At 72.4% G+C, this 22705-nt stretch carries 23 protein-coding genes; 12 read left to right on the forward strand and 11 right to left on the reverse strand.

Features of this window, described 5'->3' with window-relative positions; genetic code table 11:
* Positions 1 to 340: 340 nt before the first annotated feature.
* Positions 341 to 1417, forward strand: coding sequence for a hypothetical protein (locus tag OG753_RS14730; protein ID WP_327262254.1), 1077 nt, complete (start codon positions 341 to 343; stop codon positions 1415 to 1417).
* Positions 1418 to 1452: 35 nt separating this feature from the next.
* On the opposite strand, the gene OG753_RS14735 is transcribed toward OG753_RS14730, so the two are convergent.
* The 3 genes from OG753_RS14735 to OG753_RS14745 all read right to left on the reverse strand — a co-directional run bounded on the left by OG753_RS14735 (position 1453) and on the right by OG753_RS14745 (position 4522).
* A complete protein-coding gene (locus OG753_RS14735; protein WP_327262255.1) occupies positions 1453 to 2394 on the reverse strand; it encodes a 3-oxoacyl-ACP reductase in 942 nt (313 codons plus the stop codon).
* A 74-nt stretch (positions 2395 to 2468) separates the two neighbouring features.
* Positions 2469 to 3545 (reverse strand): Zn-dependent alcohol dehydrogenase, encoded by a 1077-nt coding sequence (locus OG753_RS14740; protein ID WP_327262256.1) that lies wholly within the window; start codon positions 3543 to 3545, stop codon positions 2469 to 2471.
* Positions 3546 to 3667: 122 nt separating this feature from the next.
* Complete coding sequence (locus tag OG753_RS14745; RefSeq protein WP_327262257.1) at positions 3668 to 4522, reverse strand: MaoC/PaaZ C-terminal domain-containing protein; 855 nt, start codon at positions 4520 to 4522, stop codon at positions 3668 to 3670.
* Between the two features lie 287 nt (positions 4523 to 4809).
* On the opposite strand from OG753_RS14745, the gene OG753_RS14750 reads away from it, so the two are divergent.
* The 4 genes from OG753_RS14750 to OG753_RS14765 all read left to right on the forward strand — a co-directional run bounded on the left by OG753_RS14750 (position 4810) and on the right by OG753_RS14765 (position 6842).
* The gene (locus OG753_RS14750; protein ID WP_327266757.1) at positions 4810 to 5163 is read left to right on the forward strand and encodes a DNA-binding response regulator; all 354 of its coding nucleotides are present in this window, start codon (positions 4810 to 4812) and stop codon (positions 5161 to 5163) included.
* A 259-nt stretch (positions 5164 to 5422) separates the two neighbouring features.
* On the forward strand, positions 5423 to 5980 hold the full coding sequence (locus tag OG753_RS14755; protein WP_327262258.1) for an RNA polymerase sigma factor: 558 nt from the start codon (positions 5423 to 5425) through the stop codon (positions 5978 to 5980).
* Positions 5967 to 6251, forward strand: coding sequence for a hypothetical protein (locus OG753_RS14760; protein WP_327262259.1), 285 nt, complete (start codon positions 5967 to 5969; stop codon positions 6249 to 6251). The genes OG753_RS14755 and OG753_RS14760 overlap by 14 nt, the downstream gene beginning before the upstream one ends.
* Positions 6252 to 6413: 162 nt before the next feature.
* On the forward strand, positions 6414 to 6842 hold the full coding sequence (locus OG753_RS14765) for a hypothetical protein (protein ID WP_327262260.1): 429 nt from the start codon (positions 6414 to 6416) through the stop codon (positions 6840 to 6842).
* A gap of 161 nt (positions 6843 to 7003) precedes the next feature.
* Here the strand turns inward: OG753_RS14765 and OG753_RS14770 are convergent, their stop codons facing one another.
* From OG753_RS14770 to OG753_RS14780, 3 genes are all read right to left on the reverse strand, one after another.
* Positions 7004 to 8200, reverse strand: coding sequence for a lipid-transfer protein (locus OG753_RS14770; RefSeq protein ID WP_405788710.1), 1197 nt, complete (start codon positions 8198 to 8200; stop codon positions 7004 to 7006).
* 15 nt (positions 8201 to 8215) lie between these two features.
* A complete protein-coding gene (locus tag OG753_RS14775; protein ID WP_405788711.1) occupies positions 8216 to 10348 on the reverse strand; it encodes an acyl-CoA dehydrogenase in 2133 nt (710 codons plus the stop codon).
* A gap of 146 nt (positions 10349 to 10494) precedes the next feature.
* A complete protein-coding gene (locus OG753_RS14780) occupies positions 10495 to 10830 on the reverse strand; it encodes a hypothetical protein (RefSeq protein ID WP_327262263.1) in 336 nt (111 codons plus the stop codon).
* 142 nt (positions 10831 to 10972) lie between these two features.
* Between OG753_RS14780 and OG753_RS14785 the strand changes: the two genes are divergently transcribed.
* Entirely contained in the window at positions 10973 to 11647 is a 675-nt protein-coding gene (locus OG753_RS14785) for a DNA alkylation repair protein (protein ID WP_327262264.1), read from the forward strand.
* Between the two features lie 7 nt (positions 11648 to 11654).
* On the opposite strand, the gene OG753_RS14790 is transcribed toward OG753_RS14785, so the two are convergent.
* From OG753_RS14790 to OG753_RS14800, 3 genes are read right to left on the reverse strand one after another with little or no spacing between them, the layout of a single operon-like run.
* Positions 11655 to 13334, reverse strand: coding sequence for a serine/threonine-protein kinase (locus OG753_RS14790; protein WP_405788713.1), 1680 nt, complete (start codon positions 13332 to 13334; stop codon positions 11655 to 11657).
* 35 nt (positions 13335 to 13369) lie between these two features.
* Positions 13370 to 13636 carry a DUF397 domain-containing protein gene (locus tag OG753_RS14795; protein WP_405788714.1) on the reverse strand — a complete coding sequence of 89 codons (267 nt, stop codon included), beginning with the start codon at positions 13634 to 13636 and terminating at the stop codon, positions 13370 to 13372.
* Positions 13596 to 14444, reverse strand: a complete 849-nt coding sequence (locus tag OG753_RS14800) for a helix-turn-helix transcriptional regulator (protein WP_327262267.1) — start codon at positions 14442 to 14444, stop codon at positions 13596 to 13598. Before OG753_RS14800 ends, OG753_RS14795 begins: the two co-directional genes overlap by 41 nt.
* Before the next feature lie 183 nt (positions 14445 to 14627).
* On the opposite strand from OG753_RS14800, the gene OG753_RS14805 reads away from it, so the two are divergent.
* Together OG753_RS14805 and OG753_RS14810 are read left to right on the forward strand one after the other, a co-directional pair.
* Positions 14628 to 16487: a protein kinase domain-containing protein gene (locus OG753_RS14805; RefSeq protein WP_405788716.1), complete on the forward strand. Its 1860-nt coding sequence runs from the start codon at positions 14628 to 14630 to the stop codon at positions 16485 to 16487.
* A 103-nt stretch (positions 16488 to 16590) separates the two neighbouring features.
* Positions 16591 to 17232: a class I SAM-dependent methyltransferase gene (locus OG753_RS14810; RefSeq protein WP_327262269.1), complete on the forward strand. Its 642-nt coding sequence runs from the start codon at positions 16591 to 16593 to the stop codon at positions 17230 to 17232.
* A gap of 92 nt (positions 17233 to 17324) precedes the next feature.
* On the opposite strand, the gene OG753_RS14815 is transcribed toward OG753_RS14810, so the two are convergent.
* Together OG753_RS14815 and OG753_RS14820 are read right to left on the reverse strand one after the other, a co-directional pair.
* The gene (locus OG753_RS14815) at positions 17325 to 17903 is read right to left on the reverse strand and encodes an RICIN domain-containing protein (RefSeq protein ID WP_327262270.1); all 579 of its coding nucleotides are present in this window, start codon (positions 17901 to 17903) and stop codon (positions 17325 to 17327) included.
* A 144-nt stretch (positions 17904 to 18047) separates the two neighbouring features.
* Positions 18048 to 19058 (reverse strand): AraC family transcriptional regulator, encoded by a 1011-nt coding sequence (locus tag OG753_RS14820; RefSeq protein WP_405788718.1) that lies wholly within the window; start codon positions 19056 to 19058, stop codon positions 18048 to 18050.
* Positions 19059 to 19198: 140 nt separating this feature from the next.
* On the opposite strand from OG753_RS14820, the gene OG753_RS14825 reads away from it, so the two are divergent.
* The 4 genes from OG753_RS14825 (at position 19199) to OG753_RS14840 (ending at position 22647) form a co-directional block, all read left to right on the forward strand.
* On the forward strand, positions 19199 to 20203 hold the full coding sequence (locus OG753_RS14825) for an N-acetylmuramoyl-L-alanine amidase (RefSeq protein WP_405788720.1): 1005 nt from the start codon (positions 19199 to 19201) through the stop codon (positions 20201 to 20203).
* A 150-nt stretch (positions 20204 to 20353) separates the two neighbouring features.
* Positions 20354 to 21181 carry a hypothetical protein gene (locus OG753_RS14830; protein ID WP_405788722.1) on the forward strand — a complete coding sequence of 276 codons (828 nt, stop codon included), beginning with the start codon at positions 20354 to 20356 and terminating at the stop codon, positions 21179 to 21181.
* 99 nt (positions 21182 to 21280) lie between these two features.
* The gene (locus OG753_RS14835) at positions 21281 to 22291 is read left to right on the forward strand and encodes an LLM class F420-dependent oxidoreductase (protein ID WP_327262274.1); all 1011 of its coding nucleotides are present in this window, start codon (positions 21281 to 21283) and stop codon (positions 22289 to 22291) included.
* Positions 22207 to 22647: an SUKH-4 family immunity protein gene (locus OG753_RS14840; RefSeq protein WP_405788723.1), complete on the forward strand. Its 441-nt coding sequence runs from the start codon at positions 22207 to 22209 to the stop codon at positions 22645 to 22647. The genes OG753_RS14835 and OG753_RS14840 overlap by 85 nt, the downstream gene beginning before the upstream one ends.
* Positions 22648 to 22705 lie beyond the last annotated feature (58 nt).

A 22705-nucleotide genomic window follows, 5' to 3' on the forward strand; every position in this document is an offset into this window, starting at 1 on the left:
ACCGGGAAGCCGCGCGGGTCGTGAGGAACCTCGTCGCGGACATCGTCGCGAGCCTCGGCGCGGACCTCGTCGGCGGCGGTCACCCCGGGCTCCAAGCGCCGAGTTCCGTCCGGTACGGAGTCCCGTCCGGCACCTCCGCGGCCCGCGCGGAGCCGATCGCGGCGGCCGGTGAGGCACGGCTGACATCGCCGCACCCCAAACGCCCCGATATCGCACAGCACAATCGCCTCGTCCACCACGCACGAATCGCCGTGCGGACACCCGTATGTGTGAAGCGGTGTTGGTGGTGTTGTTCGCCGCGATGCCCGAAAACTACCTTCCCCCCCGGAGGTGACCACGGATGACTGTCTGTGCCATCGAAATGACGACCACGGCCGCGTTCACCATCGCCGCGGACGGGTCGTACGCCGCCCGGCTGGCCGGGGAGGGCGAGTCGCTCTACGTGGAGCGCTGGACCCTGGCCGGGCCCGAGGCGTACGCGGTACCGCTGCCGCTCGCGCAGCCCGAGGAGGCGGACAGCGAAGTGCTGCCGCTGGCCGACGGGCGGGTCCTGATCCACCGGCGGGTCGCCGACCGGCACGCCTTCGCTCTGCTGTACCCGACGGGCGCCGAGGCCGGGCCGAGCACCGGGGAGCTCCAGCTGGGCGCGGTGGACGTGCGGGAGGGCGTACGGCTGCGCCTGCTCCCGCCCTCCCCGGACGGGTCCGCGGCCTTCGCCCTGGCCGCGGAGGACACCGTGACCACGGTCTGGCAGGTGGCCGGTACCCCCTTCGGGCCGCAGCCCGTCGCCCGGATCCCCGGGCGGTGCTCGGGCGGCGTCTGGCTGGACCGGGCGGGCCGGCTGCTGGCCCTGGACCGCGAGCTGGAAGGGATCACCAAGGCCGTCGCCGTGGACCTCGGGCCCGGCGACGTCTCCCCGCTGCTGCAGATCACCGAGGACAGCGACGACCGGCTGCTGCTGGCCGACCCGGACAGCGGGCTGCTGCTGATCCGCTCCGACGCGCCGGGCGAATCACGCCTGGGCTGGGGGGTGTCGGGCAGCTCCCTGCCCGTCCGGTTCCCGGAGTGCCTCGCCCGCCTGGGGGCCGCGCACCCCTTCGCGGTCCAGCCGGGCCAGGCCCTGATGCCGGAGACGTGCGGGGTGGCGCTGCGGCTGCCCGAGGGCGGCATCGGGCTGTGGCGTCCCGCGGACCGGCACGTCTTGCGGGTCGGCGCCCCGGCGGGCTGGCTCGGCGGCACCGGCCTGTGGAGCCCGCAGGGCCGACTGCACCTGCCGTACGCGACGCCCGAGGTGTCCTGCGGGATCGCCGGCCTGAACCTGCCGGTCGCCCCTCCCCCGCCGGTGGTCCTGGACCCGCCCGCGCCGACCGCCCCCCGCCCGGTCCCCCTCCAGCAGGCACCACTGGCGGGACGTTAGGGCGGGGGGCGGCAGGACGGGGCGGAGGTTGCCCGCTATGCGTGCTTGAGGCTCAGGACCTCCGTCGCGGCGAAGGTCTCGTTCGCCGGGCGGGAGGCGTAGTGCGGGGTGAGCAGCTCGTCGAGCTCCTCGAAGGAGAAGGACTCCTTGGCCGTGTCGAACTTGGCGGCCACCTTCGGGCGCTCCATCACGACCACGATGCCGCCGTGCACGACGAACAGCTGGCCGTTGGCCCCGGCGGAGGCGGGCGAGGCCAGGTAGCCGACGAGCGGGGAGACGTGCTCGGGGGCGAGGGCGTCCAGCTTGCCCTCCTCCGGGACCTCGAAGCCGGCGAAGACGTCCTCGGTCATCCGGGTACGGGCCCGCGGGCAGATGGCGTTGGCCGTCACCCCGTACTTCGCGAGCGCGAGCGCCGTCGAGGTGGTCAGGCCCACGATGCCGCCCTTGGCCGCCGCGTAGTTCGGCTGGCCGGCCGAGCCGCCGAGGAAAGCCTCGGAGGAGGTGTTGACGATCCGGCCGTAGACCGGGCCGCCCGCCGCCTTGGACCGCTCGCGCCAGTGCACGGACGCGAAGTGGGTGGTGTTGAAGTGGCCCTTGAGGTGGACCCGGATCACCGAGTCCCACTCCTCCTCGGACATCGAGAAGACCATCCGGTCGCGCAGGATTCCCGCGTTGTTGACCAGGATGTCCAGCTTCCCGAAGCTGGACACCGCCAGCTCCACGAGCTCCCGCGCCTGCTCGAAGTCGGCCACGTCGCCCAGGTGCGCCACCGCCCGGCCGCCCGCGGCGCGGATCTCCGCGGCGACCTCTTCCGCCGGGGCGGCCGAGGCCTCCCCGGAGCCGTCGCGGCCCGGCTGGCCGAAGTCGTTGACGACCACGCTCGCGCCGAGCCGCGCGAGCTCGACCGCCTCGGCCCGGCCGAGGCCGCGGCCCGCGCCCGTGACGATGGCGGAGAGCCCCTCAAGTGGGAGTGACATCCGTAGCGTTCCTCTCGCAGTTCTCAGAGCGGTCAGCGATCCGCGGTCAGCGATCCGCAGCCGGCGGTCAGCGGTCAGAGTTCGATGCAGGTGCGCAGGGCCACGCCCGTACGCATCTGGTCGAGCGCGTCGTTGATCTCGGCGAGCTGCACCCGGTGCGTGATCAGGCTCGCCAGGTCCACCCGGCCGGCCCGCCACAGGGCGATGGTGCGCTCGTAGGAGCGCAGCACGTCCCCGCCGCCGTACATCGACGGCAGGATCTTCTTCTCGTCGAAGAACAGCGAGAACATGTCGATCTGGAAGTTGTCGTCCAGCGCACCGGCCCCGACGATCACCACGCTGCCGCCGCGGCGGGTCATCTTGTACGCGGTCTGCGCGGTCGCGGACTTGCCGACGACCTCGAAGACGTAGTCGAAGCCCTCGCCGCCGGTGATCCGGTTCTTGGCGTCGTCGAAGGCCTCCGGCCCCACAGCTTCGGTGGCCCCGAACCGCAGGGCCGCCTCGCGCCGCGACTCCACCGGGTCGACGGCGATGACCTGGGCGGCGCCCTGGACCTTGGCGCCCTGGATGACGGATATGCCGACGCCGCCGCAGCCGATGACGGCGACCGAGGATCCGGCCTCCACCTTGGCGGTGTTGATGGCGGCGCCCAGACCGGTGGTGACACCGCACCCGATGAGCGCGGCGATGTCGAAGGGCACGTCGTCGGGGATCGGGACGGCGCACGCGGCGTCGACCACGAGCTCCTCGGCGAAGGTGCCGGTCGCGGCGAAGCCGAAGATGTCGCCGCCCGCGCGCCGGAAGTTGGGGGTGCCCGCGTTGACCAGGCTCGCCAGGCACAGGTGGCCCTGGCCGCGCCTGCAGGACGGACAGCTGCCGCAGGGCGGCAGCCAGCAGACGAGGACGCGGTCGCCCTGCTTGAGGGTGGTGACCCCGTCACCGACGTCGGAGATCACTCCGGAGCCCTCGTGGCCCGGGACGAAGGGGGCGGGCTGCGGCAGGACCCCGCTCATCGCGGAGAGGTCCGAGTGGCACAGGCCGGTGGCCCTGATCCGGACCTTCACCTTGCCGGGGCCGAGGCCCACGGCCTCCATGTCGTCGACGACCTCGAGCTTGTCCTGGCCGATCTCGCTCTGCAGTGCTGCGCGCACGGTGCGGCTCCTTGGTCTCGTACGGTCTGTGCTCGTTCTCGCTGCTCGTTCTCGCTGCTCGTTCTCGCTGCTCGTTCTCGGTTCGCGTGCTCGTGCCCGGTGCTCTGTTCGCGTGGGCCTGCTTACGCGTGTTCGACGACGGTGTCGGCGAGGACCGGCGCGTCGTCCCGTTCGACGGCTGTCACCGACACCAGCACCCGGCCCGGCTCCTGCCACATCCGGATGCGCAGCGTCTCGCCGGGGAAGACGATCCCGGCGAAGCGCGTGCGGTAGGCGCGGACCCGCGAGACGTCCCCCTGGAGGACCGTGTCGACGACGGCCTTGAGGGTCATCCCGTACGAGCACAGCCCGTGCAGGATCGGCTGGTCGAAGCCGGCCGTCTTGGCGAACTCGGGGTCGGCGTGCAGCGGGTTCCAGTCGCCGGAGAGGCGGTAGAGGAGCGCCTGGTCCTCGCGGATGTGCCGCTCCTCGATGCGGTCCGGGGCGCGCTCGGGCAGTTCCTCCCGGACGGAGGGGCCGCGCTCGCCGCCGAACCCGCCCTCGCCCCGTACGAAGATCTGCGCGTCGCTCGTCCACAGCGGTCCGTCGGCGTCGGCCACCTCGGTGCGCAGGACGACGACGGCGGCCTTGCCCTTGTCGTAGAGGGCCGCGACCCTGGCGGTCGAGGTGGCACTGCCCTTGACGGGGATGGGCCGGTGCAGCTCGATGGACTGGCCGCCGTGCAGGACGTTCGCGAGGTTGATGTCGATCCCGGGGGCGGCGAGGCCGCCCATCATGGCCATGCCGGCACCGGCCACGGTCGCGAAGCTGGGGAGGACGTGCAGCTTGGATTCGAGGGTGTAGCGCAGCTCGTCCGGGTCGGTGGCCGGCAGGCCCGCGCCGAGGCCGAGGTGGTAGAGCTGGATGTCCTTGTGGTCCCAGCCGATGTCCCCCTGGCGGGGGTCGGCGGCGAGGGCCTTGGCGGCATCGATCGGCATGGGGATGCTGCTCCCTGTCATTGGAGAACCGGGGCCGTGGAAGAGCCGTCGGAAGAGCTGTGGAAGTGCTCTGGAAGACCTCGGTGCGACCGTCCGCACCGTCGGCCGCACCGAGGTCGTCTGCGGGGGCCGGTTCTAGAACGCGTTCTAGGCCCGACCGGTGAGGGAATGTATAACGCACGCCCCCGCACTTGGGAAGACTCTTGACTTCACGTCAGATCGGCTGTCTGCGGAGCGTGTTGCGTGCCCGCCGGGAGGCGGGGCAATAGCCTGCCCGCGTGGACGAAATGCCTGTTGATCACCGTGATGTCCGTGCCCTGCGGGTCCTGCTGGAGCCGCCGAATCCGGCCCTGGCGCTCCAGCTCGGCCTCCAGCCGGACATCGAGGTCGTACAGGACCCGATGGCCCGGCCCGCGGTGGCCCTGGTGGAGGAGCTCGCGGCCGTGACCGCGCTGCTGGCCGACGATCCCCAGTGCAGGGTGCTGGTCCTCACGGGCTCGGCGCACCCGGGCCTGGCGGAGGCCGCCCTGGCCGCGGGAGCGGCGGGGCTGGTGCTGCGGGACGGCCCGGTCGAGGATCTGGCGGACTGCGTCCGCCGTGCGTCGATGGGCGAAACGGTGGTGGACCCGGCCCTGGGATGAGCCGTGGTGCATCCTGGTGCCTCCGGAGGATCCCGGGGACCCGGGTGAATCCCATGGTTCCCGTGAATCCCATGGTTCCCGTGAATCCCGTGAATCCCGGTGAATCCTTTCGTGGCACCCGCGCCTCTTATGCATGTGCCGACGCCAAGGTCGGCACCTGACCCGGAGGTTGTCATGATCGCTGTTGTTGCCGGTGCCGTGGCCGTTCTGCTGCTCTGCACGTGCACCGTCCTCGTGGTGCGCCGACGGGCCCGCTCCCGTGGCTGAGTCGTCGGCCTGGCCCGCCGAGGCGCTGATCGTCGCCGCGCAGGGCGGGGACCTCGATTCGATCACCGCGCTGGTCTCCGGCTCGCACCCGAACGTCCGCAGGTTCGCGTACTCGCTGTGCGCCTCGCCCGAGGACGCCGAGGACGCGGCCCAGGAGGCGCTGATCATCCTCTACCGGAAGATCGGGATGCTGCGCGCGTCCGGCGCCCTGGCCTCCTGGATGTTCCGCATCGTCCGCAACGAGTGCCTGCGCCGGGCCCGGCTGATGCCGCGCGAGCGCGCTCCGCTGCCGGACACCGCCGTGATGTCGGCCGAGGAGGAGGTGCTGCAGCGTCTGGAGGCGGCCCGCGTGGCGCGGGCCGTCGCCGCCCTGCCCGCTGACCAGCGGCGCGTGCTCATCATGCGGGACATCCAGGGCTACAGCGGGCGGATGGCCGCCGACGCGCTCGGCATCGGTACCGCCGCGATGAAGTCACGGCTGCACCGGGCCCGGACGACCCTTCAGGACACCTTGCGCAACGCCCCCGGAGGCAACGATGAAGACCACTGACGGCCCCGACTTCGCGAGCTCCTCCGTGCCCCGCCACCTGGTCCGCGGCGCGATCGGATTCGGCTCGCTGATCGGGGCCTTCGCCCTCCTCCCGCTCTACGGGCCGCTCACGCTGCTGCTCGCCCCGGTCGGCGTACTGGCACTGCGCGGCTGCCCGATGTGCTGGGCGATCGGCCTGGCGCAGACCCTTTCCCGGGGCCGCCTGCGCCGCGAGTGCACGGACGGCCGCTGCGAACTGAAGCCGACCGGCTCCAGCCCCGCCGGTGTGTGAGGTGCGGGTCCGGGCAGCGCCCGGCGAGGCGCAGGCGGGTGACCCGATATGAGCGCAACTGCGCGGTCCCGGCCACTGATTGACGGATTCCGCAGCAGCGCGCGTCCACGTACGGGGACCAGGATGGGACTCCCTTCAACCTAGCTTCGTGGAGACGGAACCATGCGCTTATCCGCCCTGTCCGCCACCGCCGCGCTCGTGCTCGCGACCCTCGCCGGAGGCGCGGCCCCGGCTACTGCCGACGCCCCGGCCGGCCCGGTCCTCCAGGTCGACCTGGACGCCGGCAAGGGCCTCCACCACAACATGGGGACGGTGATCTACGAGCGCGTCGACGGCGCGGCGAACTCGGTCAGGATCATCTCCGTGCAGATCACCAGCGGCGAGCGCGACTGCGCCTGGGTGTCGTGGAACGACCCGCACAACTTCAACGGCTGGACGAACCTGACCACCGAGCCCTCCTGCAACGGAGGCGGCATGGGGGAGAACCCGGACATCATCATCAAGGCACCGGTCGGCCACCCGCTCAAGGTGCGCCTGTATGCCGACCACCCCGGCTCCGACGTGGTGCACAAGGACATCCAGAAGCTCTGACCGGGGCGGGCGGGGCCGGGGCGCTACGAGCCGTCCCCGCCGCCTTGGCGGCCTCGTCGTACTCGTCCCTGGTCACGCTGCCGGTGGCGCTGAAGGACGCCTCACGTATGTCGCTCACGGGGGCGGAGCCTGGCGCTCCGCCCCCACGGCCGAAAGCGCGTTCAGCGCTGGCCCCGCCGCAGCAGCGTCACCACCGCGGCGCCGCCCAGGCCGATGTTGTGCGCCAGCCCGACCCGCGCGCCCGAGACCTGCCGCGGCCCGGCCTCGCCCCGCAGCTGCCAGACCAGCTCCGCCGCCTGCGCCAGGCCCGTCGCTCCCAGCGGATGCCCCTTCGAGATCAGCCCGCCGGAGGGGTTCACCACCCACCGCCCGCCGTACGTGGTCGCGCCCGACTCCACCAGCTTCCCGGCGGCGCCGTCCTCGCACATGCCCAGCGCCTCGTACGTCAGCAGCTCGTTGACCGAGAAGCAGTCGTGCAGCTCCACCACGTCCACGTCCTCGATGCCGAGCCCCGAGGTCTCGTACGCCTGCCGCGCCGCGGCCGCCGTCATCGGCTTGCCCACCACGTCGATGCACGAGCCCGAGGCGAAGGAAGCCTCCGTGTCCGTCGTCATCGCCTGGCCGACGATCTCCACCGCCTTGTCGTGCAGCCCGTGCCGCACCACGAAGCGCTCCGACACCACCAGCGCCGCCGCCGCGCCGTCCGAGGTCGGCGAGCACTGGAGCTTCGTCAGCGGCGCGTGGATCTCCTTCGCCGCCAGGATCTCCTCCACCGTGTACGCGTCCTGGAACTGCGCGTTCGGGTTGTTCACCGAGTGCCGGTGGTTCTTCGCGCCGACCGCCGCGAGCTGCGCGGCCGTGGTTCCGTACCGCTCCATGTGCTCCCGCGCCGCGTTGCCGAAGATCTGCGCCGTGGGCGGGGACATCTCGAAGCCGTGGCCCGCGGCCATGATCCCGTAGTGCCGGGCCACCGGTGACGTCTTGAAATCGCCGCCGTCCGAGCCGCCGCCCAGTGCGCCGCGCTTCATCTTCTCGAAGCCGAGCGCCAGCACGCAGTCGCTGATCCCGCCCTGCACGAACTGCCGCGCCATCATCAGGGCGGTCGAGCCCGTCGCACAGTTGTTGTTGACGTTGTAGACCGGCACCCCGCTGAGCCCCAGCTCGTACGCCGCCCGCTGGCCCGCGGTCGAGGCCTGGAAGCAGTAGCCCACCGGGACCTGCTCGACGAGCCCGTAGTCCACACCCGCGTCGGCGAGCGCCGCCGATCCGGCCTCCTTCGCCATGTCCCAGTACTGCCAGTCCCGCGACTCCGGCTTCTCGAACTTCGTCATGCCGACGCCCACGATGTACGACTTCATGCCCCTGGTGTCCCTTCAGTCCCTCGGGAGGCCGAGAATCCGCTCGGCGACGACATTGAGCTGGACCTGTGTGGTGCCCCCGGCGATGGTCAGGCAGCGGGACATGAGCATCCCGTGCACCGCCCGCTCCCCCGCTCCCTCCCGCACCGCGCCCGCCGGCCCCAGCAGTTCGAGCGCGAGCTCGGCGGTCCGCTGCTGGTGCGGGGTCTGGACGAGCTTGCGCACGGAGGCGCCCGCGCCCGGCTCCAGCCCCGACACCTGCTGGAGCGTGGTGCGCAGCCCGATGCAGGCCAGGGCGTGGGCCTCGGCGGCCAGCGCTCCGATCCGCGCCCTGTACGTGCCGTCGAGACCGGCGGCGCGCGCCAGCAGCGCCTCCAGGCCGGTGTCGAAGGTCATCTGGTCGGCCATGTGGACGCGTTCGTTGCCGAGGGTGTTGCGGGCCACCTTCCAGCCGCCGTCCGCGGCGCCGACCAGCGCGTCCGCCGGGAGCTCCACGTCGTCGAAGTACACCTCGTTGAAGAGGGCCTCGCCGGTGATCTCCTTCAGCGGCCGGACGTCGATGCCGGGGGTGTTCTTCATGTCGACGACGAAGTAGCCGAGCCCCTTGTGCTTGGGCGCGTCCGGGTCGGTGCGGGCCAGCAGGATCCCGAGGTCGGCGCTGTGCGCGGAACTCGTCCACACCTTCTGCCCGTTGACCTTCCAGGAGCCGTCCTCCCGCCGCTCCGCCCTGGTCCGCAGCGAGGCCAGGTCCGAGCCCGCGCCCGGCTCCGAGAAGAGCTGGCACCAGGTGAGGTCCCCGCGCAGGGTCGGCAGGAGGTAGGCCTCCCGCTGCGCCTGCGTCCCGTAGGCGAGCAGTGAGGGCACCACCCAGGTGGCGATCCCGAGGTCGGCGAGCTTGACCCCGGCAGCGGCGAGCTCCTGCTGGACGACGAGCTGCTCGACCGGTCCCGCGCCGAGCCCGTACGGGGCCGGCAGGTACGGGGCGGCGTAGCCGGTGGGGGCCAGGATCCGGCGGGCTGCGGCCGGGCCCTGCCCACGCGCTTCCCCGATGGCGGTACGGGCCTCCGCACGGTACGTCTCGGCCTGCGCGGGCAGTTCCAGCTTCAGCTCCCGGCGCGCCCCGGCGGCCGCGAGCCGCACGGCCCGTACGCGGTGTCCGTCGCCGGGCCCCAGCAGCTGGCGGGCGACCAGGGCCCGCCGCAGGTAGATGTGGGCGTCGTGCTCCCAGGTGAAGCCGATCCCGCCGAGGATCTGGATGCAGTCCTTGGCGCAGGTGTAGGCGGCGTCCAGGGCGGTGCCGGCGGCGAGGGCCGCCACCAGCGAGCGCACCTCGGCGGGCTCGTCCATGGCCTGTGCGGCGTCCCAGGCCAGCGCCCGGGCCTGTTCGAGGCGGACCAGCATGTCGGCGCACAGGTGCTTCACGCCCTGGAACTGCCCGATGGGCCGGCCGAACTGCTCGCGCACCTTCGCGTACTCGGCGGCGGTGTGCAGGGCCCAGGCGGCGGTGCCGCAGGCGTCGGCGGCGAACAGCGTGCAGGCCAGGTCGCGCACCAGGGCCGCGTCCAGTTCCAGCAGCCGGTCCGGGCCGGTGGCGACCCCCCGCGCCCGGACCTCGGCGGTGGGGCGGGTCGGGTCGGCGCTCTCGTGCGTACGGATGTCCAGCGCGGCCGCGTCCACCGCGAACCACCGGGTGCCGTGCGCGGCCTCGGCGGCGAGCAGCACCAGGTCGGCCTCGCCGGCGCCGAGCACGGGCGGCGCGAGCCCGTCGAGCAGGTACCCGCCGCCCGGGGCGGCGACGGCGGTCAGGGTCCCGGGCCCGAGCGCGACCGCGCCGACCCGGCCTTCGAGCGGCTCGGCCCCGGCCCGGTCCAGCAGTACGGAGGCCAGCGCGCTCGGCAGGTACGCCCCGGGCAGCGCGGCCCGGGCCGCCTGCTCGACGACGACGGCCAGGTCGAGCAGGGTCCCGCCGTCCAGGTGCGGGTCCAGCAGGCCCTGCGCGGTCATGGCGTCCCAGTAGGCGGGCCGCGCCCCGGTCTGCGGCGGGGTGTCGAGCAGTTTGCGGACCTCTTCCGGAGGCGCGGCCCGCGCGACCCAGCCGCGCACCGCCTCGGCCAACTCGCGCTGCTCCTGCGTGATTCCGATGCCCATGCGCGGCAGACTAGAACACGTTCCAATCTGACGGAAGGTCAGATGACCGGTCGGATGGACGCGTTCTTCGTTCGGCGGCCGAGACCGCAGGTCGGGGCCCCGGCCGGTGACCCGCCCACCGCCACGGGCCTTGCCCGCCGGCGCTCTCAGATGTTGCGCAGCGCCCAGACCGCCCAGACGAGGGCGCCCGTCACCGTCACGACGGCCACCGTCCCGAGGGTGATCCCGGCCCGCGCCCGGGTGCGGCTGGCGCCCTCGTCGCCGCGCACGCGCCGCAGGGCGATGCCTCCCGAGACGACCGCCCAGACCCCCAGCGGCAGGACCAGGTAGAGCGGGAGGAAGCGCAGCAGGTTCGGAACGGACTCCGGAAGCAGCGGACAGCCGGTGGACGCGACGGCCACGCTCCCCAGCACGAGTGACCAGGTGCCCGTCACCTGCGGGAGGGCCTCGTCTTCGAACGGATCGGTCTGCGTGGAACTCATGGTCCGCACGCTAGGCGGCGGACGGTGTGCTCCGCCTGAGTACGGCTACCCGGACGGGCGTGAGTAGGCCGTGGCGGACCGCCGGTCCTCGCCCACCGCCCGCCGTAGGGTGGATTCCATCCGCGACGGACAGGAGCCCGTGATGACCGAGACGACGGTGGCGCAGGTCATGGCCGAACTGGCCGGGCTCGAGGACCCGAAGATGCGGGCGGTGAACGAGAAGCACGGCGACGACCACGGTGTGAACCTCGGCAAGCTGCGCGCGATCGCGAAGCGCCTCAAGACGCAGCAGGACCTCGCGCGCGGGCTCTGGCGGACGGACGACACCGCGGCCCGGCTCCTGGCACTGCTGATCTGCCGCCCGAAGGCCTTCGAGCGCGACGAGCTGGACACCATGCTCCGCGAGTCCCGCACCCCCAAGGTCCACGACTGGCTCGTGAACTACGTGGTGAAGAAGAACCCGCACGGCGAGGAACTGCGCCTCGCCTGGTTCGCGGATCCGGATCCGGTCGTCGCGAGCGCCGGCTGGGCCCTGACGACCGAGCGGGTGGCGAAGAAGCCCGACGGTCTCGACCTCCCGGGACTGCTCGATCTCATCGAGGCGCGGATGAAGGACGCCCCGGACCGCCTGCAGTGGGCGATGAACCACTGCCTCGCGCAGATCGGCATCGAGCACCCCGAGCACCGCGCCCGCGCGATCGCCATCGGCGAGCGCCTGGAGGTCCTCAAGGACTACCCGACTCCCCCGAACTGCACGTCTCCCTTCGCGCCCCTCTGGATCGGCGAGATGGTGCGACGGCAGGACGAGAAGCGGTAGGAGGGATTCAGCCGGCGTCGGCGGGCACGGCCGCCAGCGCGGCCTTGGCGACCGACTTGGCCTTGTCCTCGCACCCCCCGGGACGGTGGAGGCCGACCCAGACGACCAGATTGCCCTGCCGCACGGAGAGCGCGCAGGTCCATTCGGCGTTGGAGGACTCCCAGTACGCCCCGTCGCCGAAACCGAGGTTGTTCGCCCGCCTCCCGCCGTCCGCGTCCGCGGCGAAGCCGACCTGCTGGAGCCGCGCGTTGGCGGCGTCGTCACCGCCCCGCTTGACGTCCCACCGGACCAGCGCGCTCCGCCGGGTGGACCCGGCCTCGTACCAGGAGCACATCGTGTGCGCCTGATTCGCGGTCGTGCTGTGGAAGTCCTCCTTCGATTCCCGCCCCGCCAGCTGGAGGTTCCTGGTGGCTTCCCGGCAGGCCGGTACGTCGGGGTAGGCGGCGGGACCGGTGCCCCCCGCCCGGTCCAGGGCGTACGCCCCCACTCCGGCTCCCGTCGCCACGAGCACACCGGCGGCCACCAGGGCCACGGTCCGCGACCGCAGCCCCGGGGCGGGGCGCGGCGGCGTGGCCGACGGCTCGGTCGGCGGGGTGTCCGGCCGGGCAGGAACGACGGACGGCCCGGCCTGCGCCGCCTCGTCCCGCACGGGCTCGGGGGCCGGGGCGGGAGCGGGCTCGGCAGCAGGCCCGGGCCCGGGCTCGGGAGCAGGCTCGGCTTCCAGCTCGGGCTCGGGCTCGGGAAGCTGTTCGGGGAGCTGTTCGGGCGGGGCCACGGCGGTCGCCGTCCCCCCGGAGAGCAGCCCGTCGATGTCCGCCCGCTGCGCGGCGAGCATCCGGTACACGGCGGGCGGCCACTGCAGCCCGGCCGGAGCGACCGGTCCCAGCAGTTCGAGCAGCTGCGCCGGGGTCGGCCGGGCGGCCGGATCCTTGGCCAGGCACTGCTCCACGATCCCGCGCAGCCCGGCGGGTACGGCACTCAGATCGGGCGTCGAGTGCACCACGTCGTAGAGCGTCTGCAGGGTCGAGGCACCCGCGAAGGGGCTGCTGCCGGTGAACGCCATGACCAGCATCGAACCGAGCGAGAACACATCGCTCGCCGGGGTCAGCGGCTTGCTCTCGGCCTGCTCGGGCGACATGAACGCGGGCGAACCGATCACCCACCCGGTGCGCGTCAGCCCGGTCTCACCCTCGGACTCGTCCTCCGTCGCCCGCGCGATGCCGAGGTCGATGACGCGTACGCCGTCCTCGGCGAGGAGCACGTTGTCGGGCTTGAGGTCGCGGTGGATGAGCCCCGCCCGGTGGATCTCCGCGAGCGCCGACGCCAGACCCGCCGCGAGCCGGTGGACGACGGCCTCGGACAGCACCCCGTCCGCCTTGACCACGGCGCCGAGCGAGGGCCCGGCCACGAACACCGAGGCCAGCCACGGCGTCGGCGCGTCCGCGTCGGCGTCCATCACGGCCGCCGTGTAGGCACCGGAGACCTTGCGCGAGGCCACGACCTCACGACGGAAACGGGCCCGGAAGCCGGCGTCGTCGGCGTAGTGCGTGAGCACCTGCTTGACGGCCACGAGCCGCCCGTCGGGCCCCGCGCACAGCAGGACCCGCCCCATCCCACCCTGCCCGAGCACACCGGCCACCTTGAACGGCCCCACATGCGTCGGACCGTCCGGTCCTACGTGCTTCATGTCCCCCCGACTCCCTCCCCCTCGTCAGGGGCGGATCATACAGAGAGGGACCTCACGAACGCCTGGAACGCGGCCGGTTGGACGGTGAAGACGGGACCTTCGGGGTTCTTGGAGTCCCGCACGGCGACGAGGCAGGGCTGAGCGGCGATCTCGACGCAATTGCCTCCGGTGTCCCCGCTGTACGAGGCCTTGAGCCAGCCGGTGTCACCGAGCGGCGCGCACTCGACGCAGTCGCCGCCGGTGTCACCGCTGTACGAGGACTTACGCCACTGCGCGCCCGTCAGGTTCTGGTTGGTGTCCATAACGCTCCTCCATTACGCGGGCGATCCGTTCCGCCGAGTCGTCCAGAGACAGGGCGGCTGCCTGCAAATGATCGTATCGGAGCGAACCCTCCCTGAGAGCTTGCGGATTGGCCGTCATATGGCCCTGCACGAAGTCCTCGGTGTAGACGATGTCGGGGTCGTCCTCGAATCGCAGAAGGTTGAACGAGCCCATCACCCCCGCATGGGCGCCCGCCTCGAACGGCAGGATCTGCACCTTCACCCACTCCCTCCTCTGCTGTTCCAGCAAGTGGGCGAGCTGGTTCCGCATGACCTCGCGGCCACCGACCTCCTGGTGCAGTACGGCCTCGCTCATCACCACCCACATCAGTGGCGGGTCCTCGCGGTCGAGGATGCGCTGCCGCTCCATCCGGGCAGCCACCTTGGCGTCGAGGCCCCCCTCGGTCCGCACCCCGAGCACGGCCCTCGCGTACGCCTCCGTCTGCAGCAGTCCGTAGACCAACTGCGCCTGGTACGTCGAGATGTACGAGGCGCGCGCCTCCATCTCCGCGTACGGCTGGAACCACGTCGGCAGCTGGCACCTCAGCACCAGCCCCACCAGCCGGGAGAACACCCCGCCGGTACCGAGCGCCGCGTCCACCCGCTCCGAGAAGTCCCGCGTCGGGACCCGCTTCGTCGTCTCGATCTGGCCGACCAGGGAGCCCGTGCAGAAGATGATGTCGCCCAACTGCGCCTGCTTCAGGCCCGCCTGCTCTCTCAGCCGCCGCAGTTCGTAGCCGTAGTAGTCCAGCGGAGAGGCGCTGGGATCGAGCTCGCGGATCTTGACCATGAGGCGGTCACCCCCAAGTACACCTGTGTTCGGCGGTCGTTTCGCGCTGTCGCCGAGCGTAATCAGCCCGGTGCGCTCCGGTGGCCCGAATGGCTCGATCGGTCGCAGTCGGGCAGAAAGGGACGCGCGTGCCCGGCGATAATGCCCTGCTGGACCGATCTTGCGGCGACGGGGGCCGAGCACGTGCGGGAACTGATCGAAGACCGTTATGCCCTGGACGAGTTGCTCGGCCGGGGCGGCTTCGGCGAGGTGTGGCGGGCCGAGGACAGCCGGGTGGGCCGTCAGGTCGCGATCAAGATCGGATATCCGCAGACGCCGGAGGAGACCCGCCGTTTCGAGCGCGAGGCCAGCCTCGCCGGGAACCTCGCGCACCCCAACATCGCCACCGTCCACGACTTCGGCCGCACCGAACGGGCCGGTCGCAGCGCCGTCTTCCTCGTGATGGAGCTGCTCCAGGGCCGCAGCCTCGCCCAGGTCCTGGACGAGGGCGTGCCCCCGCTGGCGGACACCCTGGACTGGGCGGCGCAGGTGGCGGCCGCCCTCGGCGCCGCGCACGCCGGCGGGGTCGTCCACCGCGACATCAAGCCCGCCAACGTGATGGTCACCGGAGCCCGGGTGGTGAAGGTGCTCGACTTCGGGATCGCCAAGGCCCAGGGCGGCGCCGGTACGGAGCTGACCGGCACCGGGATGGTCATCGGCTCGTTCCCGTACATGGCACCCGAGCGCTGGACCGGCGGGGCGAACGGCGTCCCCGTGGACGGGCGGGCCGACCTGTACGCCCTCGGCTGCGTGCTCATGGAACTGCTCACCGGGACACGGCCGTTCGCCGCCCGCGAGATGCACGAGCTGCTCGCCCAGCACCTCACGGCCGTACCGCCCGCGCCCGGCACCCTGCGCGCGGGGCTGCCGCCCGCGCTGGACGCCCTCGTACGCGACCTGCTCGCCAAGGACCCGCGCGAGCGGCCCGCGGACGCGGGAGAGGTGTCCCGCCGGCTGGCGGAGATCGCCCGCGGACTGCAGCCGGCGGACCTGCCCGGGGCTGCTCCGGCGCCCGCCCCCGCTCCGCCCGCCCCCGCCCCGACCGCGGTGGTGACGGCCGTCGTGTCCTGGCCGCCGCCGCCCTCGTACTCCCCCACCGTGCACACCACGGCCGGCGACCCGGTCCGCACGATGCTGGACCGCAGGCTGACGCAGCTGCTGGAGGACGATCCGGCCGACATCGTGCAGCGGCTCACGATGCTGGTGGCCGACCTGACCGAGGAGGTGGGCGCGCAGGACGCGCTCACGGTGCGCGCCGCGTACCACCGGGCCCTGCTCGTCCGGAGGCAGTCCGCCATGGACCTGGAGCGCATCCTGCCCCGCATGGTGCGGGTCCTGGGCCTGGAGCACCCGGACACGATCACCGGGCGCGCCACCTCGGTCGGCGAGGCCGCGGCCTTCGGGCCCGGCGACGGCCGCCGCCACGAGGCGGAGCTGCGCGAGATCATCGGGCAGGCCGCCCGGGTGTTCGGCCCGCACGCCCTCGTCACGCTGACCGCCCGGTACCACCTGGCCTCGGCCATGCACCGGGGGGCCTCGGACCGCGACGGCCAGTGGGACGAGCGCACGCACGAGCGCGCCGTGAGCGAACGCCGTTGGCTGGGACCGCTGCTGCCCGATCTGGAATGGGCCCTGACCGCCGACAGCCCGATGCTGCTGGACGTGCGGCGGCGCCTCGCCCACGATGCCTGGCTGGTCGGCGACTTCGCGGGCGCCGCGCTCCTGTACTGGCGGCTCTTCCCCGACCTCGCGGAACTCGCCGAGTACGGGGACCCCGAGGTGGCGTACCGGGTGCTGCGCAGCATCGGCGAGGCGGGGGATCCCGTGAGCGCCCTGGCCCACATGGACCTGCTGCTGCACCGGCTTCCGCTGCTGTCCGGCACCCGGTGGCTGGCCCAGGAGGTCTCCGACACCCGGGCGGACTTCCGGCGGGTCGTACGGGAGCGGCGGCGCGCGGAGGGCACCGGCGGAACCGGCGGACTGTCCCGCCTGTTCGGCCGCTGACCGGGCGGCGGCGTACGGGCCCACCCCGGCCGTAGCGTCCTACCAGCGGGTAAGGCACCATGGGCCGCCACCGCCCCCACACGTTCAACGCCGGAGGAACACCATGGCCACCCCCAAGCCGGAGACCCTCGCCGCCTTCGAGGCCGCCAAGGGGTTCATGCCCGTGCGGGAGGGTCTCGCCCTGTACGAGGCGGCCGTCGCGGCCGGGGCGCTCGGGCTGCCGCTGCTGGAGGTCGGCACGTACTGCGGCCGCTCCACGATCCTGCTCGCCGACGCCGCCCGCGAGGCCGGCGTCGCGGCGATCACCGTCGACCACCACCGGGGCAGCGAGGAGCAGCAGCCGGGCTGGGAGTACCACGACCCGACGGTCGTGGACCCGGAGGTCGGGCTGATGGACACCCTGCCGACCTTCCGCCGGACCCTGCACAAGGCAGGGCTGGAGGACCACGTGATCGCGATCGTGGGCCGGTCCCCGCAGGTCGCGGCGGCCTGGGGCGGCAGCCTCGGCTTCGTCTTCATCGACGGCGGCCACACCGACGAGCACGCCACCGGGGACTACGAGGGCTGGGCCCCGCACGTCGCGTCGGGCGGCACGCTCGTCATCCACGACGTGTTCCCGGACCCGGCCGACGGCGGCCAGGCCCCGTACCGCATCTACCTGCGCGCCCTCGCCTCCGGTGCCTTCGAGGAGATCTCCGTCACCGACTCGCTGCGCGTGCTGCGCCGCACGGGCGCGGGCATCTAGGACCCCTGGGACACAGGAGGGAGCCTCCGTGCGGTCAGGGACCGTACGGAGGCTCCTTCTTCACCGGCGGGGCGCCGGGGCCCCTGGGCGGCTCAGTGCCAGTACGCCCCGAGCTGGCCGTTGCAGCTCCACTGCTGGGCCCGAGCGCCGTTGGACTTGGAGGAGTTCTCGATCTCCAGGCACTTGCCGCTCTTGGCGTTGACGACCTTGGCCGCCTGGCCGGCGACCACGTAGAAGCGCCACTTCGAGCCGGCCTGGCCCTTGCAGTCCCACTGCTGGGCCCGCGCGCCGTTGGCGGTGGAGGAGTTCTCGATCTCCAGGCACTTGCCGCTGTTGGCGTTGACGAGGTAGTAGTTGCCGCCGCCCGCGTCGGCCATGCCCCACTTCGAGCCGGCCTGGCCCTTGCAGTCCCACTGCTGGGCCCGTGCGCCGTTGGCCTTGGAGGAGTTCGAGATCTCCAGACACTTGCCGCTCTGGTTGTAGATGTACCCGATGGCGGGCTCGGCCTGGAGGGCCAGGTCGACCGTCCCGCCTTCGGTGAGCTGCGCCAGGATCGACGCGGAGCTGCTGCCGGACGGCGCGGTCTCGAGCGCCGTCGCGGATGCCGGTGCGAGGAGCACGGACAGGGCGAAGGCGGACACACCGACAGCGAGTGTTCCCTTGAGCTTCATGAAAGGTTTCTCCCCGTTTGCTGTGATGCAGTACGGCCTGAGAACGGCCGCTCCGAGCATGGCGGGGGCGCAAGTCGTCCTGCTATCCGCTTTCGGCGGGGCGCGGACACGTTTCCGGATAGCGAAGAGCCAGGTCGTTCGTTTTCACCCGAAGCCGAAGGAGCTGCGCAGGGTCTGCGAGGGGGTCTCTCCGTAGGCTTTGCGATAGTGGCCGGTGAACCGGCCCAGATGCGTGAACCCCCAGCGCAGGGCCACATCGGTGACGGTCCTGGGCGCATCGCCGTCGGCCGCCGCGAGGAGATCGCGGCGCGCGAGGTCCAGCCGCACGCCGCGCAGGTACGCCAGCGGGGTCGTGTCCAGGTGCATCCGGAAGCCTTCCCTCAGACTGCGCACCCCGACCCGGGCGGCCTGTGCCATGTCGGCCACCGAGATGGGCTCGGCGGCGTGTTCGGCGCAGAAGGCGGTGGCGCGGCGTACGGCGCTGGGCAGGGCGGCGCAGCCGCGGCCCGCCACGGCTTCGCTGAGCACGTGGGGCTGCGCGTCGAGCAGACCGTTCACGAGGAGCTGCTCGAAGTGTTGGACGGCCAGGGGTGAGCGGGCGGCGAGGGCGGAGCCGGCGAATTCGGCGAAGTGCGCCACCGCCGTCAGCCACGCCTTCACCGGTTCCGCCCGGTCGTCGAGGACCGGCACGAAGTCCACGGGGCGTTGCGGCAGGTCCCCGAGCCGGACGGCGACGGCCTGGTCGATGCTCCGGCGCGGGATGATCAGGACCCGGTTCACGCTGTCGTGGCTCCAGCGCATCCCCAGCTTCTGGTCCGGTCCCGCGACGCTGAGCGGGGAGGAGAGCAGCTTGCCGTTCAGGGTGACGGCGCCGTCACCGGCGAGCGGGACGTGGATGTTGTAGAAGTCCAGCGGCGCCTCGGGCGTGACGTCGACCTCCGAGCCGTATCCCAGCTCGTAGAGTGCGACCGTCCCCTCCCGGACACACCGGAAACGGCCGTCGAGCGGGAGATCCGCCAGGACCGATAATCGATGGGGCGCGAACCGCACGCGGATCAGATCACTGAGCTCCTCGACGTCCCTCCCGCGGAAGAGCAGACCTCCGTCTCCTGCTGGGGTTTGCGGCTCCGAACCAACTGCGCCGACCTCGGACATGTTCTTGACCTTCCGGTAACGTACAGGTGGATTTTGGAATGTACCGGTCAAGAAAATGGGCGTCGCTCATATAAGCGCACCGCGCCCTCGGACGGCCTACGGTCCGGACGGGCGCCGGGCCCCGGGTCTAGCATCGCCGCGTGCGCAACGACAACAGCCCCCCGCCCCCCGAGTCCGGCTCCTCCATCAGCACGGACCGGCCCTGGTTCACCCGACGCTCCACGCTCGTCGTCGGGGTTGCCGCGCTCGCCCCGGCCGCCCTCGCGGGCTGGGTCCTGACCCAGGCGTTCGCCGGGTCCGGGCCGGACGGGCAGGCGCGCCCGGCGCCGTTGCCCGCCTCGCACTCGGCCCTGTCGCCGGGCCAGCGGGACGCCAAGCCCGGATCCACCCCGAGCGAGAGCGCGAGTACGAGCCCCGGCGCCGGTACGAGCAGCCCGGCGGCCGCGCCCGCACCGGCCCCCGCCAAGGGCCCGCTCACCGGCCGGACCGTGGTGGTCGACCCCGGCCACAACACCGGCAACTTCAAGCACACCGACGAGATCGACCAGCAGGTCGACATCGGCACGAACCGCAAGGAGTGCGACACCACCGGCACGACCACCAACTCCGGCTACATGGAGGCCGAGTTCACGATGGACGTGTCGAAACGGCTGCGGACCGCCCTGGAGGCCCAGGGCGCGAAGGTGGTCCTCACCCACGAGACGGGCGACCGCGCCTGGGGGCCGTGCATCACGGAGCGCGCCCGCATCGGGAACGAGGCGAAGGCGGACGCCGTCGTGTCCGTCCACGCCGACGGGGTCTCGGCAGGCAACCGCGGCTTCCACATCATCCTCCCGGCCACGGTCAAGAGCGGCAGCGCCGACACCGCCAAGATCGTCGGCCCGTCCCAGGAGCTCGGCGAGCGCATCGCCGGGAACTTCGCCCGCACCACCGGATCGGCCCCCGCCAACTACCTCGGCAGCGGCACCGGCTTGGTCGTCCGCGACGATCTGGGCGGACTGAACCTGTCAACTCAGCCCAAGGTGTTCATCGAATGCGGCAACATGCGTGACGCCAAGGACGCGGCGCAGCTGACGAGTCCGGAGTGGCGGCAGAAGGCGGCCCAGGGCATCGCGGACGGCATCGTCGGCTTCCTCGGCGGGTAGTCACTCTCGGGAGTCCGGAGGGTCCACCCGTCGACCCGATCATCTCGGCCGCCGGAAACCTCCGTACGATGGTGCCGCCCGCCCCGCTGCAGGCATGATCTGCGACCGCGGCACCACGAGACGACCGAGACCGAGAAGGACACCTGAGACGTGAACATCCGCTCCCTCACTCGAGGCGACGGCGTGGTGATCGGAGCAGCGGCGCTGCTGTTCATCGCCTCGCTCCTCGATTTCTACTCCACCGACGTAGGTGAAACGCCGAACGGATGGAGCACCGACGCCTACCACCTGGTGCTCCCCACCATCTTCCTCGTCGGCTTCGTCGCCGCCGGCCTGCTGATCGCGGCCCGCTTCCAGCCGGAGACCCGCAAGGTGCTCGGCATGCCGCTGGCGACGTGGGGCACCGTGCTCGCCGTCTCGGCCGCATGGTCGTCTCTGTGGTCGCTGATCACCTGCCCGGACGTGCTCGACCTGGGTGCCGGCTCCATCCTCGCCTTCCTCGCCACCCTGGCCCTGGCCGGTGTGGCCCTGGCCGGCGCGAAGATCCCGGCGCTGGCCGGCCAGCTGGTTCCGGAGCCGAAGCCGGCCGCCGTGCCGCCGTACGCGGGCCAGCCGGGCCAGCCCCAGCCGGGTGCCGGGTACGGCTACCCGGGCGCGCAGCAGACCCCGTACGGTTCCACGCCGCAGCCGGTCCCGCCGTACGGCGGCTCGCCGAACCCGGCCGCCGGCCCCGGTCCGCAGGACTCCCAGCAGACCCCGGCCCCGGCTCCCGCGGCGGACTTCACGCCGTTCTGGTTCGCGGTCCCGGTGGCCCGCCCCCTCTTCGCCGAGGACGGCTCCCCCACCCCGATCGCCGAGCTCGCCCCGGGCACCTGGTACCTGGCCGTCGAGCAGCGTGGCGCGGCCACCCTGATCGCCCAGACCCAGGACGGCCGTCGCGGCCTCCTGAACGACACCTCGGGCATCCAGCGCGGCTGACCGCACCGGACCCGGCACCAGCGGCCCCCCGCCCTTCCGGGCGGGGGGCCGTTGCCCTACAGTCACCTGACGCCTCGTCAGATCCTGGAGGGAACGCGCATGCGCCTCGGACTCGCACTCGGCTACTGGGGCCGCGGCCCCAACCCCGGCCACCTCGACCTCGCCACCGAGGCCGAGAACCTCGGCTACCACTCGGTGTGGACCGCCGAGGCCTGGGGATCGGACGCCTTCACCCCGCTGACCTGGATCGCCGCGCACACCTCGCGGATCCGCCTCGGCACCGCCATCGCCCAGATGGCCGCCCGCACCCCCACCGCCACCGCGATGCACGCCCTGACACTGGACCACCTCTCCGGCGGCCGGATGATGCTCGGCCTCGGACTGTCCGGCCCCCAGGTGGTCGAGGGCTGGTACGGCCGACCCTTCCCCTCCTCACCGCTCACCGCCACCCGCGAGTACGTGGAGGTCATCCGGCAGGTGCTGCGCCGCGAGGGCCCGGTCGCACTGGACGGCCGCTTCCACAGCCACCCGTACCGCGGCGACGACGGCAGCGGCATCGGCAAACCCCTGAAGCCCATCACCCACCCGCTCCGCGCGGACCTGCCGGTGCTGCTGGGCGCCGAGGGACCGAAGAACATCGCGCAGACGACCCGGATCGCCGACGGCTGGCTCCCCCTGTACTGGTCGCCGACCCGCACCGATGTCTACCGGGCCTCCCTGACCGACCTCCCCGAGGGCTTCATGATCGCGCCGATGGCCCGCGCGAAGGTCTGCGACGACGTCGCGGAAGGACTGCTGCCGGTCAAGGCGATGCTCGGCTTCTACATCGGCGGCATGGGCCACGCGGCCCGCAACTTCCACGCCGACCTGATGGCGCGCATGGGCTACGAGGACGAGGCCCGTCGCATCCAGGAGCTGTTCCTCGCCGGCCGCAAGGAGGAGGCGGTCCTGGCGGTACCGGACGCGTTCGCGGACGAGATCTCACTGATCGGCCCGCGGGAACGGATCGCCGAACGCCTGGAGCTGTGGCGCAAGGGCCCGGTGACCGACCTCCTGCTGACGGCCCCGGACCCGCACACCCTGCGCGTCCTGGCGGAGCTGAACAGCTGAGGGTCGCCCCCGCAACGGCGGCCGCCCTCCGGGCAGGGGCCGGATCGATAGGGTCCGGATCGCAGCCGACCGAGGGGGCGGTCTACTTCGTCGCGCCCGACGGGGAGGCACGGTTCGCCAACTCGGGCGTCGGCCTGTGGCTCGACGTCCTGCACCGCTACGGCAGCCGCGTCACCGCCTCAGAGCTTCTCGGCGAGCCGGACGGTCCCGAGGAGTACCTCTCCGAAGAGGAGGAGGAGCAGGCCTTCGCCGAGCTGGACCGGCTGGCCGAGGAGCTGAAGGAGATCGACCCTGCGGCCTTCGACGGCTACGAGTACCTCCTGTGGCCGCAGCTCCTGGACCGATGGCTCTACTGACGGGTCGCACCGGTCACCACCTCCCGGGAGACCCCTCGGCCGGCCTCGCCGCGAAGTG

Source organism: Streptomyces sp. NBC_00029 (genome assembly GCF_045160505.1).
Lineage (GTDB): Bacteria > Actinomycetota > Actinomycetes > Streptomycetales > Streptomycetaceae > Streptomyces.